Here is a 12,966-nt window from a genome sequence, read left to right as displayed (position 1 = left end):
GAGAATTCCTATATGTAGTCCTCGACCTGACTCCAGGAGACAACGCCGCGTGTTCCTTTCGGTTTTCGACCTGTTCAAGATCGGCATAGGACCCTCGAGTTCGCACACGATGGGACCGATGACCGCCGCGGCGCGGTTTCTCGACGAGGTCGCGGGAAATGACTGGCCGCGCCCGGCGGGTGTGAAGGTCGACCGCCTTGGTGCCAGCCTGCACGGGTCACTCGCCTATACCGGCATCGGCCACGGCAGTGACCGCGCCGTCATGCTCGGCCTTGCCGGTCTGACGCCGCAGACGGTCGATCCCGACCAGGCTGATGGCATTGCCAGTCGCATCGCCGCCGAAAAGCGTATTTCGCCGCCCGGCCATCCCACCTATCGCTTCGATCCGGCCACCGATCTGGTGCTGGACCGCAAGACGCCGTTCACCGGCCACGCCAACGGCATGGCGTTCTACGCCTATGATTCCGGCGGCCGCCTGCTGCTCAAGCGCATCTATTATTCGATCGGCGGCGGCTTCGTGGTTTCCGAAGAGGAACTGCAGCGGATGAAGGCCAAGGGATCGGTGACGACGGAAGGCAAGAAAGTGCCTTATCCGTTCAAGAATGCGGTCGAGATGCTGGCCATGGCCGGCAAAAGCGGCCTTTCCATCGCCGACATGAAACGCGTCAACGAGGAGACGCAGATGACGCGCGAGGCGCTCGACGCCGGCCTCGACGGCATCTGGAGCGCCATGAAAGGCTGCATCGACCGTGGCCTGTCGCAGGACGGCATCATGCCGGGCGGGTTGAAGGTGCGCCGCCGTGCCCGCATGCTGCATGACAAGCTGCAGGAGCAATGGCAGCAGAACAAGCCCAATCCCTTGCTCGCCAATGACTGGCTGTCGATCTACGCCATGGCGGTGAACGAGGAAAACGCCGCTGGCGGCCGGGTCGTCACAGCGCCGACCAACGGTGCGGCCGGCACGCTGCCGGCGGTGCTGCGCTACTGGCTGCATTTCCATCCCGAGGCGGACCAGCCGAGCATTCGTGATTTCCTGCTGACGGCTGCTGCCGTCGGCGGCATCATCAAGACCAATGCTTCGATCTCCGGCGCCGAAGTCGGCTGTCAGGGCGAGGTCGGGTCGGCATCGGCAATGGCGGCGGCCGGCCTGTGCGCCGTCATGGGCGGTACGCCCGAGCAGGTCGAGAATGCCGCCGAGATCGCGCTCGAACACCATCTCGGCATGACCTGCGATCCGGTTGGCGGGCTGGTGCAGGTGCCGTGCATCGAGCGCAATGCGCTGGGCGCGGTCAAGGCGGTGACGGCAGCGTCACTGGCCATCAAGGGCGACGGCACCCATTTCGTACCTCTCGATGCAGCGATCGAGACCATGCGCCAGACCGGCCTCGACATGAACGAGAAGTACAAGGAAACCAGCCTGGGTGGGCTCGCCGTCAATGTCGTGGAATGCTGAAGGCTGGCCTAAACTGCCACTGTGGAGAAGTCGATCCGGTCGTTGACGCGTCCGCATGCGGGACTAACCTTAAGCGATGTCTCTCAATCTCATAAAACTCTGTGTCGGCTGCGACAGTGTCGAAGATCTCGAGGAGTGGATCGCCTTTCGCCTCGGCGAGCGGCGGCGCGCCGGTGAGCCGGTCGAGCAATATCACACCACGCGCATGATGCCGACGCGCGGCGCCGAGGTCACCGATGGCGGTTCGCTCTATTGGGTGATCAAAGGAAATGTGCAGTGCCGCCAACTGATCACCGAGATCCGGCCGTTCACCGATAGTGAAGGCATCGGCCGCTGCCACCTGATTCTCGACCCGAAGGTTGTTCGAACCGACTGGCAGCCGCGCCGGGCGTTTCAGGGCTGGCGCTATCTGAAGCCGGCCGACGCGCCGCTCGATCTGGGCAAGGGCAAGGCCGGACTGATCGAGATGCCGCCGAAACTCAGGCGCGAGCTTGCCGATCTCGGCCTGCTCTGACCCGAGGTGGCATCACCGTCTGGCCCTTTGTGCCACCCGATGTGGGGCTTGCAAGCGATCTGGCAACGCCACATCTTGTTTTTTATGAGCGATAAGAAGCAACCTGTGCCAGCGAGGACCAATCCTGCGCCGATCAAGCCTCAATCCAACGCCGGCGAGATCGACGCCTTCATTCGCCAGGCGAGGACACTTGCCGCATCGGCGACCGGTTCGGGCAGGCTGATCCTTGCTCTCGACGCGACGATGAGCCGCCAGCCGACATGGGATCTGGCCTGCACGCTGCAGGGCCAGATGTTCGACGCCGTCGGCAAGGCAGGAACCCTCAGCGTGCAACTGGTTTATTTTCGCGGTCTTGGCGAGTGCCGTTCGTCCGCTTTCGTGAGCGACACCAATGCCTTGAAGCAGCTGATGACGCGGATCGAGTGCCGCAGCGGTCATACCCAGATCGGCAAGGTGCTGGCGCATGCGTTGAAACAGACGGCAACCGCTAAGGTCAATGCGCTGGTCTATATCGGCGATGCGATGGAAGAGGATATCGGCGATCTGGCCGAAAAGGCCGGCAGCCTCGGCCTTCATGGCGTTCCTGTCTTCGTCTTTCAGGAAGGCCATGATTCCAGCGCGGAAAAGGCGTTCAAAGAGGTTGCGCGGCTGTCCAAGGGGGCCTGGTTCCGGTTTGATCGGCGGGCTGCCGCGACCCTGGCCGGACTGCTTTCGGCTGTCGCCGTGTTCGCGACCGGCGGGTTGAAGGCGCTCGAAGCCAGAGGCAGGCCGGAAGACCGGCTGATGATCGAGCATCTGCGGGGCGGCGGAAAATAATGGGCGCAATCATCGCTTTTGTAGCGTTGCTTTTGCTGCTGCTCGGCGCGGTGACGATCTTTCTGCGTGCCGAGCCAGCGAAACTGGCGGGCACGCTGCGAACGCTCGGGCCAGCTCTTCTGGCGGTTGTCGGCGTCGCCGTGCTGGTGGTCGGCCGTGAAGGCGTCGGCGGCATGATCCTCACCGCGGCAATTGCCTGGTATGGTTCCATGCGAATGAAACGCCAGCCGGCGGTGCTTGCACCGGGCAAACGCTCGACGGTGCGCACAGCGGCATTGGAAATGGAGCTCGATCACGATACCGGCGGCCTCGAAGGACTGGTCCTGGCTGGCCGCCACGAAGGCAAGATGCTTGGCGCGATGGGGCTGGTGGAATTGCAGCACCTCTATCGCGAACTCTCCGGTGATCCGGAGAGCCGGCAGTTGCTAGAGACGTATCTTGACGGCAGATTTCCCGTCTGGCGCAAAAACACTGAGACGAACGGTGGCGAAGGGCTGGGTGTTGCGCCAGGTCCGGGCGCCATGACTAAGGAGGAGGCCTACAAGGTCCTTGGTCTTGAAGCGGGGGCCGCCGCGGCGGATGTCCGCAAGGCGCACCGCCGCCTGATGCAGCGCCTGCACCCCGATGTCGGCGGCACGTCTTTCCTGGCGGCGCGGATTAACGAAGCCAAGGACGTCTTGCTCTCCAATCACAACTAGTCTCCTTCGACGCAGAATTTTTCCGGGAGATGATTTCCACGCCGTCCTACTGCTGGACGGCGTAGCACTCGATGTTCTTCTTCTTCAAAGCGGTGCAGGCCTTCCAGGCGGCGGTCTTCGAACCGAAGCCGCCGAAGCGGGCGCGATAGTAGGTGACGCCGTCCTTGTCGAAGGCGACGGTGAAGCCGGAGGCGTCGGCCAGCACCTTGGGCGCCTGCTTGGTGGTCTTGTCGAGGAAGGCCTGTGCCTCGGACTGCTTTGGCGACGAGGCGACCTGAATGGCCCAGCCCGACGGCACCGACGCCGTGTTGACCGGGTCGACGGCCGCTGGCGTTGGCTCGGCATAGGCAGCGACGACCTGGGCCGTCGCGACCTGGGGGGCTGAAACGATGACGGTCTTGACCTTTCTGGTCTTGACGACGGGGGCTGCTTCTTCGGCCTGCGGGGTATCGTCTTCCGCGACCGTGGCGTCCTCGGCGACGGTGGCGTCGTCCTGCGCCACAACAGGCTTGTCATCGGGCGTCGGAGCGTCATGCTTGGGCAGGAGAACCTGGGCGAGGGCGGTGACCGGGTTGTTGCCGCCGGCCTTGGCCACCAGATCGCCACCGCCGCGAGTCGATGCCCTCGGCAGATAGGTGTTGATCAAGCTGGCCATCTGATTGTCGCGGCTGCGGCCGGAACTGCCGCCCATGACCACGCCGACGATGCGGCGATTGCCGTCGGAAACCGACGAGACGAGGTTGAAGCCGGAGGCGCGGGTGTAGCCCGTCTTGATGCCGTCGACACCCTTGATGCGTCCGAGCAGGCGATTGTGACCGTTGATGCGCTGACGCCCGTAGAGGAAGGAGCGCTGCGAGAAATAGCCGTAATATTGCGGAAAATGCTCGCGCAGCGCGATGCCGAGCGTCGCCATATCGCGCGCGGTGGTGAACTGGCCAGGGTCTGGCAGGCCATTGGCGTTGCGGAACACGGTGCCGTTCATGCCCAGCGCACGCGCCTTGGCGGTCATCATGCGGGCAAAAGTGGTTTCATTGCCGCCGAGCATTTCGCCGAGCGCGGTGGCCGAGTCATTCGCCGACTTGGTGACGATCGACAGGATCGCGGTCTCGACCGTGACCGAACCGCCCGGCTTCACGCCAAGTTTCGTCGGCGCCTCGGCGGAGGCCTTGGCGGAAAACACCACTGGCGTATTCCTGCTGATCTTGCCCTTCGCCATCGCTTCGAAGGTCAGGTACAGCGTCATCATCTTGGTCAGCGAAGCTGGATAGCGCCTGCCGTTGGCATCTGCGGAGTAAAGCACCTTGCCAGTCTTGGCATCCACGACGATGGCCGCCTGCTTGGCCGCCAGCGACGAGGCAACGTCTCCAAAAACGAATGTCATCGCCAAGGCGATGATCATCATCGTTTTGAGAGGGGAGGTGGATTTGGAAACGATGCCCAACAACGCCTTACGCACTGGTACTTCCCTTGGATTTCTTCGTTGCGTTGGAGGCGGCAAAGGGTCCTGCCTCGCTTCCGGCCAAGCTACCGGCGCAGCGTTACCAATCCGTTTATGGTAACCGCCGCGTTCACCATTTTCTTCGTGCTTGAAGCTCTCTTTATTCGATTTTTAGCCATTGGCTGCGCAGGCGGGTCCGCGAGCCCGCGAAATCTTGACTTTTGTGCGGCGCACAATATATTATCTTGCATTGCACAAGGGCGCCCCCGAAGAAGGACGCCTCAACCGTCAAGGGAATCGTGAAATGACCCAGACCTATGAGGACTTCAGCAAATACGGCAAAGAGTTCGCCGACACCGGATTGAAGAGCTTCGCGTCGCTCTCCAAGGGCGCACAGGCGATTGCCACCGAGGCTGGTGAATACACCAAGAAGAGTTTTGAAACCGGCAGCGCCACTGTGGAGAAGCTGTTTTCAGCCAAGTCGCTGGAAAAGGCCATCGAGATCCAGTCGGACTATGCCAAGCAGTCCTATGAGGCTTTCGTCGCCGAGGCCACCAAGATTGGCGATCTCTATGCCGAACTCGCCAAGGAAGCCTACAAGCCATTCGAATCGATCGTTGCCAAGGCGAAGTAATTTCGCCCGGGCGAACTGATTTCGCCTGACGTGACCCAGGTTCAGCCTTTTGACCCGAGAAAAAGCCCGGCCGTGGAAACGTGGCCGGGCTTTTTCGTGTCAATTTCCGTTCCAGAGCCTCGCGCCCCTTCACGATTGCGAAAATCGTCCAAGTTTGGTGACCTAGCCATATTGTCAGCTAACCAGAAGGGCTTAAAATCGTACATCGAACACCTACATGTCGAACTCGCATGGGGAATCGAAAGAGGCAGGAATACGTGACGATCGGTTTGACTGCCACGAGACGCGTGGTGCGAATGCAAGACGGCGACGGTAACGGCAATGGGGCCGGCCGTGGGACGGCCGTCATCACGCGCACCAGAACCAAGACCAAGAAGCCCAGCCTTTATCGGGTCCTCATCCTCAACGACGACTACACTCCGATGGAGTTCGTGGTTCACGTGCTGGAGCGTTTTTTCCAGAAGGATCGCGAAGCCGCCACACGCATCATGCTTCATGTTCACAATCATGGAGTGGGCGAGTGCGGGGTCTATACATTCGAGGTGGCCGAGACCAAAGTGTCCCAGGTCATGGATTTCGCCCGACAGAATCAGCATCCGCTGCAATGCGTGATGGAGAAGAAGTGAGGTAACATGCCGGCTTTCTCCCAAGGCCTGGAAAAGGCGCTTCACCAGGCGCTGACGCTCGCCAATGAGCGGCACCATGAATATGCAACCCTAGAACATCTGCTGCTCGCGCTCATTGACGACACCGAGGCGGCCGCCGTCATGCGCGCCTGCAATGTCGATCTCGATGAGCTCAAGCATACGGTTCTCACCTATATCGACACCGAGCTGGACAACCTCGTCACCGGCTACGACGAGGACTCCAAGCCGACGGCCGGTTTCCAGCGCGTCATCCAGCGTGCGGTGATCCATGTGCAGTCTTCTGGCCGCGAGGAGGTTTCGGGCGCCAACGTGCTCGTCGCCATCTTCGCCGAGCGCGAGAGCCATGCCGCTTATTTCCTGCAGGAACAGCAGATGACCCGCTACGATGCGGTCAACTACATCTCGCACGGCATTGCCAAGCGTCCGGGCGCGTCGGAGACACGCTCGCCGCGCGGCGCCGACGACGAGCAGGGCGGCCAGAACGGCGCCGAGCCGCAAGAGGAAGGCGGCAAGAAGAAGCAGCAGCAGGACGCGCTGACGGCTTATTGCGTCAACCTCAACAACAAGGCCAAGGCCGGCAAGATCGACCCGCTGATCGGCCGCGAGTCCGAGATCAACCGCACCATCCAGGTGCTGTGCCGCCGCTCCAAGAACAACCCGCTCTACGTCGGTGACCCCGGCGTCGGCAAGACGGCGATCGCCGAGGGCCTGGCCAAGCGCATCGTCGAGGGCGACGTTCCCGAAGTGCTGCACAATGCCACCATCTTCGCGCTCGACATGGGCACGCTGCTCGCCGGCACGCGCTATCGCGGTGATTTCGAGGAACGGCTGAAGCAGGTCGTCAAGGAGCTCGAGGATTATCCTGGCGCCGTGCTGTTCATCGACGAGATCCACACGGTGATCGGGGCAGGGGCGACTTCAGGCGGCGCCATGGATGCGTCCAACCTGTTGAAGCCGGCGCTGTCGTCGGGTGCGATCCGCTGCATCGGCTCGACCACTTACAAGGAATTCCGCCAGTTCTTCGAGAAGGACCGTGCCTTGGTGCGGCGCTTCCAGAAGATCGACGTCAACGAGCCGACCATCGAGGACGCGATCGAGATCATGAAGGGCCTCAAGCCCTATTATGAGGAGTTCCACAAGGTGAAGTTCACCAACGAGGCGATCAAGGCCTCGGTGGAACTGTCGGCACGCTACATCAACGACCGCAAGCTGCCGGACAAGGCGATCGACGTGATCGACGAGACCGGCGCCTCGCAGATGCTGGTGCCGGAAGCCAAGCGCAAGAAGACTATCGGCATCAAGGAGATCGAGGCGACGATCGCCACCATGGCCCGCATCCCGCCGAAGACGGTTTCGGCCGACGACGAGAAGGTGCTGCAGGGCCTCGATATCGAGCTGAAGCGAGTCGTCTATGGCCAGGACACTGCGATCACCGCACTGACCTCGGCGATCAAGCTGGCGCGTGCCGGCCTGCGCGAACCGGAGAAGCCGATCGGCTCCTATCTGTTCTCCGGCCCGACCGGCGTCGGCAAGACCGAAGTGGCAAAGCAGTTGGCCGCGTCGCTCGGCGTGGAGCTGATCCGCTTCGACATGTCGGAATATATGGAACGCCACACCGTGTCGCGGCTGATCGGTGCTCCTCCGGGCTATGTCGGCTTCGACCAGGGCGGTCTTCTGACGGACGGCGTCGACCAGCATCCGCATTGCGTGCTGTTGCTGGACGAGGTCGAGAAGGCGCATCCGGACCTGTTCAACATCCTGTTGCAGGTTATGGATCATGGCAAGCTGACCGACCACAACGGCAAGCAGATCGACTTCCGCAATGTGATCCTGATCATGACCACCAATGCGGGTGCGTCGGATGCGCAGCGCGCAGCGATCGGCTTCGGCTCGACCAAGCGCGAAGGCGACGATGTCGAGGCGATCAACCGGCTGTTCACGCCGGAGTTCCGTAACCGTCTCGATGCGATCATCCCGTTCGGCTCGCTGCCGGTGCCGGTTATCCATCAGGTGGTGCAGAAGTTCGTCATGCAGCTCGAGGCCCAGCTTTCCGAGCGTGGCGTCACCTTCGACCTGTCGGCGGACGCGATCGCCTGGCTCGCCGACAAGGGCTATGATGAGCGCATGGGGGCGCGGCCGCTCGGTCGTGTGATCCAGGAGCACATCAAGAAGCCATTGGCCGACGAGGTGCTGTTCGGCAAGCTCAAGAAGGGCGGCACGGTGCGCGTCACCGTCGAGAAGAAGGAAACCGGCGAGACCGGCCTGAAGCTCGAATCGCTGGCCGACGAGGCGCCGGTGAAGCCGAAGAAGGAAGAGCCGGAAGAAACGCCGAAGTCCAGAAAGGCCGTGGTGAAAAAGCCGGCGGCCAAGAAGCTGGTGGCGCAGAAGCCCGAAGCCAAGGGCAAGGACGGCGGCAAGCGCAGCCTGGTGCCACAACTGCCCCGAAAGAACTGAACCTTACGAAGGTCAAGAAAGCCCCGGAGACGGGGCTTTTTTATTGGAGCGAGGGTAGGCATAATCGGCCAGATCATCATCCTGAACGGTGCGCCGCGATCGAAAAACAAGCATCGCCAAGGCTGTTCAGGAGTGCTTCGATGGCGTCTGGATCAATCTCGGTGTCGACGTTTGCGATCAGGCCATGCCGCCGCGCTATCGACCCGAGATGGGATTGCGGCCCGGTGGCGCGCCTGTGGCAGGAAGAGGTGCACCGGCCCGGCGTGTACGATCTGGAAGTCGACACGTCGCTCCTGAGCCCTGGGCAATGCGCGGACACGCTCGCAGAGCAGCTTCGGCAAGGACCGTATCCAACAGCGTTTCGGAAATTGTCCAACCCATCCAGCGCCGCCCTTGAGTCGTTTTGACCGGCATGCCGCCGCAGGCGAGTTCGTCCAGATCGGCGAATTTACATCCCGCAAAGGGCCGGCGATTGCATGGTGGAGCTCTCGATTTCAGCGGCCGCGCTGTCCGACTCGAAACGGGTCAGCAAATATCCGCACGCCTTCCAGATCGCGACCATCAGGGATGCGCCCGCATAGCCATCCACGGCATAGTGCCAGCCAAGCACGACGGATCCGACCATAATGACGCCCGCGAATAACCACATCACAACACCGGTCAGCCGAGACCGCCGCGTTGCATAGAGAGCGAACAGCACCGCCATCGCAACGTGCAGGGACGGGAAGGCGGATATACCGACGCTGCCGGTAGTTGCGCCGGTGTAGCCACCCCACAGCATATCCTGCGTGTTGAGCGCCCAGATTGGATAGATGCGATCGGCGGTGGCGAGTGCTTGCATGAGGGCGTGAAAGTCGTTGCCGAACCCCAATCGCTCGTAAAAGCAAGGGCCAGCCGACGACAGGCCCATCGCGAGGAAGAAGCCACCCAGGGTCCACACCGTCATGAAGCTCATCAGGAACTGGTGACGCAGCTTCGTATCCTTGTGTGTGATGCACACGGTGAAAGCCGCGGTAATGAGCACGACGAACCAGAAATTGTAAGCGATGTTGATGATCTTCAATGCAAGCGGCGACTGGACGATAAACCACAACCATTCGTGCGGGGCTCGACCGAAATGCAGGATGCGGTCGGCCTGAGCCAATGCCTTGTCCCATGCAAACGGAGAGAGGATTGCAATGGCTCCCTTCAACACACCGATCGCGGATATGAAGGCAAGACCCGCACCCAGGCCATTCAGGCTGTTGGCAATGCGTTCGGCGTCGCCAAAGAATCTACCCAGTGACTTGAGGAAGGTGTGCAGCGGTTCGGTATCCCGCTGGACCAGCGCAAGATGGAAAAGCGTCCCAAGTGCAAAGGCTGAGCCGCAAATCCAGAAGGCGATGAAAAGATACTCAGCGTATTCCTCCAGAACGCCGAAATCCGGCATGTTTCCAGTGTGCCACCCGACTGCGCTTGCCAGAAGCAGCGCAGCGGCAGCCATAGCGTGCAGCAGCCGGTGTCGCCAAAAGGCATCCGCCAAGATGCCAAGAAAAGCACGCTCGACAATTGCCCCCGCCAGTGGGGCCGATGCCGCAACCGAATGTTCCATGGTTTTGAAGCCCCACAGCTCGCCACGCGTTAGCATTTTACCGTGAGATGGTTCGATATTTCCTAATCAGACGATTAGAGTTGCAAACGGTTGAGTCGGCACTGGGCACGGCCGGGCATTAGAATCGGCTTCTGGACTGAACGGCGCTTGTTAGTCCGATATTCTCGACCAGGTCCACCACATCATTGGCGGACCTCCCGCTCTCAATTTTTGAGTGCAGTCCGTATCTTTTCGGCGTTCCCGACCAGAATCTCCGGCTTCTCCATCTCGCCCGTGTGCGGCTTCAGCGGGATGCCGTCGAAGCGCGGAATGACATGCACATGCAGATGATAGACGGTCTGCCCCGAGGCCGGCTCATTGAACTGCATGACGGTGACGCCATCGGCGCCGAAGGCCTTTTTCACCGCCAGCGCCACTTTCTGAACGGCGCTCAAGAGATGGCCGAAAATTGACGGATCGGCATCGAGAAGGTTGCGCGACGGCGCTTTCGGCACCACCAGCGTATGGCCGGGCCCCTGCGGCATCACATCCATGAAGGCGATGACCGCGTCATCCTCGTAGACACGGTGCGAGGGAATTTCGCCGCGCAGGATCTTGGCGAAAATGTTGTCGGTATCGTAGGCGGCCTCGGTCATGGCGAACGCTCCGGATTGTGCCTTCGTGTAGCGAAGGCGTCGAAATTCGGCAAGATAATCGTCGCCCCCCAGCCGGCCAACCGGGGCTACTCCTCGAGATCCTTGCGGAACGGGGTATGCTCTTCCAGATATTCGCTCATCCGCTCCACCTCCTGCCGTTCGCGCCGAAGATAGTCGGCGACGGCGTTGCGCAGGCCTGGGTGCGCAATGTAGTGCGCGGAATGCATGGTCACCGGCCGGTAGCCGCGCGCCAGCTTGTGCTCGCCCTGCGCTCCCGCCTCGACCACCTTGAGCTTGCGCTCGATGGCGAAGTCGATCGCCTGATGATAGCAGACCTCGAAATGCAGGAAGGGATGGTCCTCGATGCAGCCCCAGTTGCGGCCATAAAGTGCATCCGAACCGATGAAATTGATCGCGCCGGCGATATAGCGCCCGTTGCGCCTGGCCATCACCAGCAGGATGTCGTCGGCCATGCGCTCGCCGATCATCGAGAAGAATTGACGATTGAGATAGGGCCGGCCCCATTTGCGACTGCCGGTGTCCATGTAGAAGGCGAAGAAATCGTCCCAGGCTTTCTCCGTGAGGTCCTTGCCGGTCAGCCGGTCGATTGAAATGCCTGGGGCAAGCGCTTCGCGCCTTTCCTTTTTCATCGCCTTTCGCTTGCGCGAGGCAAGGGTGGCGAGGAAGTCGTCATAGGTTGAAAAGCCTTCGTTGAAGAAATGGAATTGCTGGTCGGTGCGGTGCAGGAAACCGGCTGCTTCCAGCACCTCCACATCGCTCTCTTGCGCGAAGGTGACATGTGCGGAAGAGACACCGAGCTTTTGGGTCACCGCCTTCAGGCCCGCCGTGAGACCGGCCTTCACCTTGGCACTGTCCTCGCCCCTGGTGACCAGCAGGCGAGGGCCGGTGACCGGGGAGAACGGCACGGCACTTTGCAGTTTGGGATAGTAGCGGCCACCGGCGCGTTCGAACGCATCCGACCAGCCATGGTCGAACACATATTCGCCCTGGCTGTGCGATTTGAGATAACAGGGCACCGCGCCCAGCAATCTGCCTTGCCCATCCTCGAGCCGGAGGTGGTGGCCCTGCCAGCCGGTACGCCGCACGGCGCATCCAGAATCTTCGAGCGCGCCTAGAAAAGCGAATGAAACCAAAGGATTGTAGCTGGCTTCTAAATCGCCGCGCGCAGTTCCCGCAAAGCCATTCCATTCATCACAGGTGAAGGCGCCGATGCCGGCGGCGACGCGGATCGAATAGTCCGCATTGGCCGTTTGTCCGTCACCCTCGTCGCCCTGATCCATGAGGCTTATTTAAGCTCCGTCCGGCCTGGTGCAAGTCACGTTTCAGACACTCAGGCGACTTTGACCAGATCGGGTTCGAACCCTTCGAAAGTCATCTGGTCGGCATATCTGAAGGTCAGGTCGACCGCCGGCTGGTCATGCACCGTCCAGGTGATAACAGGCATTTTCAGCCTTTCACGCACGAAGCTGACAAATGGGTTTGGCAGGTCGTCGGCGGCGTAGGAGGTGAAGGCGATCTCATGCGCCAGCATGGCGAAATGCGCCTCGATCAACCCGACGTCCTTGCCGTAGGCGGTGAGACCCCCTGGGATACCCGGCGCGTCCTTCGGAAAATCGCGGACCAGCCAATGGTCGAACGACATGATCGCCGCCTTGCCCTTGTAGCGCTTGAGCATCTTGCCGACGCTTGCCACCAGGCCTTCGTCGTAGCCGGGCGTGCCTTTCAGCTCGACGACCAGTGGCACGCGGCCATCGACCAGGTCGAGCGCTTCCTGCAGCGTCGGCACATGGTCCGCCGTGCCACCGACCCTGAGCGCCGCGAGTTCAGCTGCGGTACGCTGCCAGACGAAACCATCCTGGCCGGTCAGACGCTTGAGATCGCCGTCATGGATGATGACGGGAACGCGGTCGGACGACAGGTGCACGTCGCATTCGATGGCGTAGCCGCGTTCGGCGGCTGCGGCGAAGGCCGACAGCGTGTTTTCCCAGCGCGTCTTGTTCATGTCGTGGAAGCCGCGGTGGGCAACGGGCCGGGCGGTCAGCCAGGATAGGTCGGTCATATCTGT

12 protein-coding genes and 1 pseudogene are annotated in these 12,966 nt (G+C 61.4%); 8 read left to right on the top strand and 5 right to left on the bottom strand.

Features of this window, described 5'->3' with window-relative positions; translation table 11 throughout:
• Positions 1-49 precede the first annotated feature (49 nt).
• The 4 genes from P3C39_RS08050 to P3C39_RS08035 all read left to right on the top strand — a co-directional run bounded on the left by P3C39_RS08050 (position 50) and on the right by P3C39_RS08035 (position 3,481).
• A complete protein-coding gene (locus P3C39_RS08050) occupies positions 50-1,453 on the top strand; it encodes an L-serine ammonia-lyase (protein ID WP_275953080.1) in 1,404 nt (467 codons plus the stop codon).
• 76 nt (positions 1,454-1,529) lie between these two features.
• A complete protein-coding gene (locus P3C39_RS08045) occupies positions 1,530-1,967 on the top strand; it encodes a DUF1489 family protein (RefSeq protein WP_275953079.1) in 438 nt (145 codons plus the stop codon).
• A gap of 84 nt (positions 1,968-2,051) precedes the next feature.
• Positions 2,052-2,783, top strand: coding sequence for a VWA domain-containing protein (locus tag P3C39_RS08040; RefSeq protein ID WP_275953078.1), 732 nt, complete (start codon positions 2,052-2,054; stop codon positions 2,781-2,783).
• Positions 2,783-3,481, top strand: a complete 699-nt coding sequence (locus P3C39_RS08035) for a DnaJ domain-containing protein (protein WP_275953077.1) — start codon at positions 2,783-2,785, stop codon at positions 3,479-3,481. The genes P3C39_RS08040 and P3C39_RS08035 overlap by 1 nt, the downstream gene beginning before the upstream one ends.
• A 46-nt stretch (positions 3,482-3,527) precedes the next feature.
• On the opposite strand, the gene P3C39_RS08030 is transcribed toward P3C39_RS08035, so the two are convergent.
• A complete protein-coding gene (locus P3C39_RS08030) occupies positions 3,528-4,937 on the bottom strand; it encodes a D-alanyl-D-alanine carboxypeptidase (RefSeq protein WP_013531777.1) in 1,410 nt (469 codons plus the stop codon).
• Between the two features lie 286 nt (positions 4,938-5,223).
• On the opposite strand from P3C39_RS08030, the gene P3C39_RS08025 reads away from it, so the two are divergent.
• The 4 genes and pseudogenes from P3C39_RS08025 (at position 5,224) to P3C39_RS08010 (ending at position 9,061) form a co-directional block, all read left to right on the top strand.
• The gene (locus P3C39_RS08025; protein ID WP_013531776.1) at positions 5,224-5,553 is read left to right on the top strand and encodes a phasin family protein; all 330 of its coding nucleotides are present in this window, start codon (positions 5,224-5,226) and stop codon (positions 5,551-5,553) included.
• A gap of 296 nt (positions 5,554-5,849) precedes the next feature.
• Positions 5,850-6,179 (top strand): ATP-dependent Clp protease adapter ClpS, encoded by a 330-nt coding sequence (gene clpS, locus P3C39_RS08020; protein WP_275953076.1) that lies wholly within the window; start codon positions 5,850-5,852, stop codon positions 6,177-6,179.
• 6 nt (positions 6,180-6,185) lie between these two features.
• Positions 6,186-8,654, top strand: a complete 2,469-nt coding sequence (gene clpA, locus P3C39_RS08015) for an ATP-dependent Clp protease ATP-binding subunit ClpA (protein ID WP_013531774.1) — start codon at positions 6,186-6,188, stop codon at positions 8,652-8,654.
• 60 nt (positions 8,655-8,714) lie between these two features.
• Positions 8,715-9,061, top strand: a pseudogene (locus P3C39_RS08010) (hypothetical protein).
• 41 nt (positions 9,062-9,102) lie between these two features.
• On the opposite strand, the gene P3C39_RS08005 reads toward P3C39_RS08010, so the two are convergent.
• The 4 genes from P3C39_RS08005 to P3C39_RS07990 form a co-directional block, all read right to left on the bottom strand.
• Positions 9,103-10,245, bottom strand: coding sequence for a phosphatase PAP2 family protein (locus P3C39_RS08005; RefSeq protein ID WP_275953075.1), 1,143 nt, complete (start codon positions 10,243-10,245; stop codon positions 9,103-9,105).
• Between the two features lie 203 nt (positions 10,246-10,448).
• On the bottom strand, positions 10,449-10,880 hold the full coding sequence (locus tag P3C39_RS08000; RefSeq protein ID WP_013531772.1) for an HIT family protein: 432 nt from the start codon (positions 10,878-10,880) through the stop codon (positions 10,449-10,451).
• An 86-nt stretch (positions 10,881-10,966) separates the two neighbouring features.
• Positions 10,967-12,181 carry a GNAT family N-acetyltransferase gene (locus P3C39_RS07995; RefSeq protein ID WP_275953074.1) on the bottom strand — a complete coding sequence of 405 codons (1,215 nt, stop codon included), beginning with the start codon at positions 12,179-12,181 and terminating at the stop codon, positions 10,967-10,969.
• A gap of 50 nt (positions 12,182-12,231) precedes the next feature.
• Positions 12,232-12,960 (bottom strand): glycerophosphodiester phosphodiesterase, encoded by a 729-nt coding sequence (locus tag P3C39_RS07990; RefSeq protein ID WP_275953073.1) that lies wholly within the window; start codon positions 12,958-12,960, stop codon positions 12,232-12,234.
• Positions 12,961-12,966 lie beyond the last annotated feature (6 nt).

The organism is Mesorhizobium sp. XAP4, assembly GCF_029269325.1.
GTDB lineage: Bacteria > Pseudomonadota > Alphaproteobacteria > Rhizobiales > Rhizobiaceae > Mesorhizobium > Mesorhizobium ciceri.
Note: the sequence above shows the minus strand (reverse complement) of the source record. Positions and strands in the feature narration are given on the sequence as shown.

Bases quoted from the DNA above. Each gene is read 5' to 3' on its own strand.
- P3C39_RS08045 (WP_275953079.1), top strand. From the start codon at position 1,530: ATGTCTCTCAATCTCATAAAACTCTGTGTCGGCTGCGACAGTGTCGAA.
- P3C39_RS08040 (WP_275953078.1), top strand. From the start codon at position 2,052: ATGAGCGATAAGAAGCAACCTGTGCCAGCGAGGACCAATCCTGCGCCG.
- P3C39_RS08035 (WP_275953077.1), top strand. From the start codon at position 2,783: ATGGGCGCAATCATCGCTTTTGTAGCGTTGCTTTTGCTGCTGCTCGGC.
- P3C39_RS08025 (WP_013531776.1), top strand. From the start codon at position 5,224: ATGACCCAGACCTATGAGGACTTCAGCAAATACGGCAAAGAGTTCGCC.
- clpS (WP_275953076.1), top strand. From the start codon at position 5,850: ATGCAAGACGGCGACGGTAACGGCAATGGGGCCGGCCGTGGGACGGCC.
- clpA (WP_013531774.1), top strand. From the start codon at position 6,186: ATGCCGGCTTTCTCCCAAGGCCTGGAAAAGGCGCTTCACCAGGCGCTG.
- P3C39_RS08005 (WP_275953075.1), bottom strand. From the start codon at position 10,245: ATGGAACATTCGGTTGCGGCATCGGCCCCACTGGCGGGGGCAATTGTC.
- P3C39_RS08000 (WP_013531772.1), bottom strand. From the start codon at position 10,880: ATGACCGAGGCCGCCTACGATACCGACAACATTTTCGCCAAGATCCTG.
- P3C39_RS07995 (WP_275953074.1), bottom strand. From the start codon at position 12,181: ATGGATCAGGGCGACGAGGGTGACGGACAAACGGCCAATGCGGACTAT.
- P3C39_RS07990 (WP_275953073.1), bottom strand. From the start codon at position 12,960: ATGACCGACCTATCCTGGCTGACCGCCCGGCCCGTTGCCCACCGCGGC.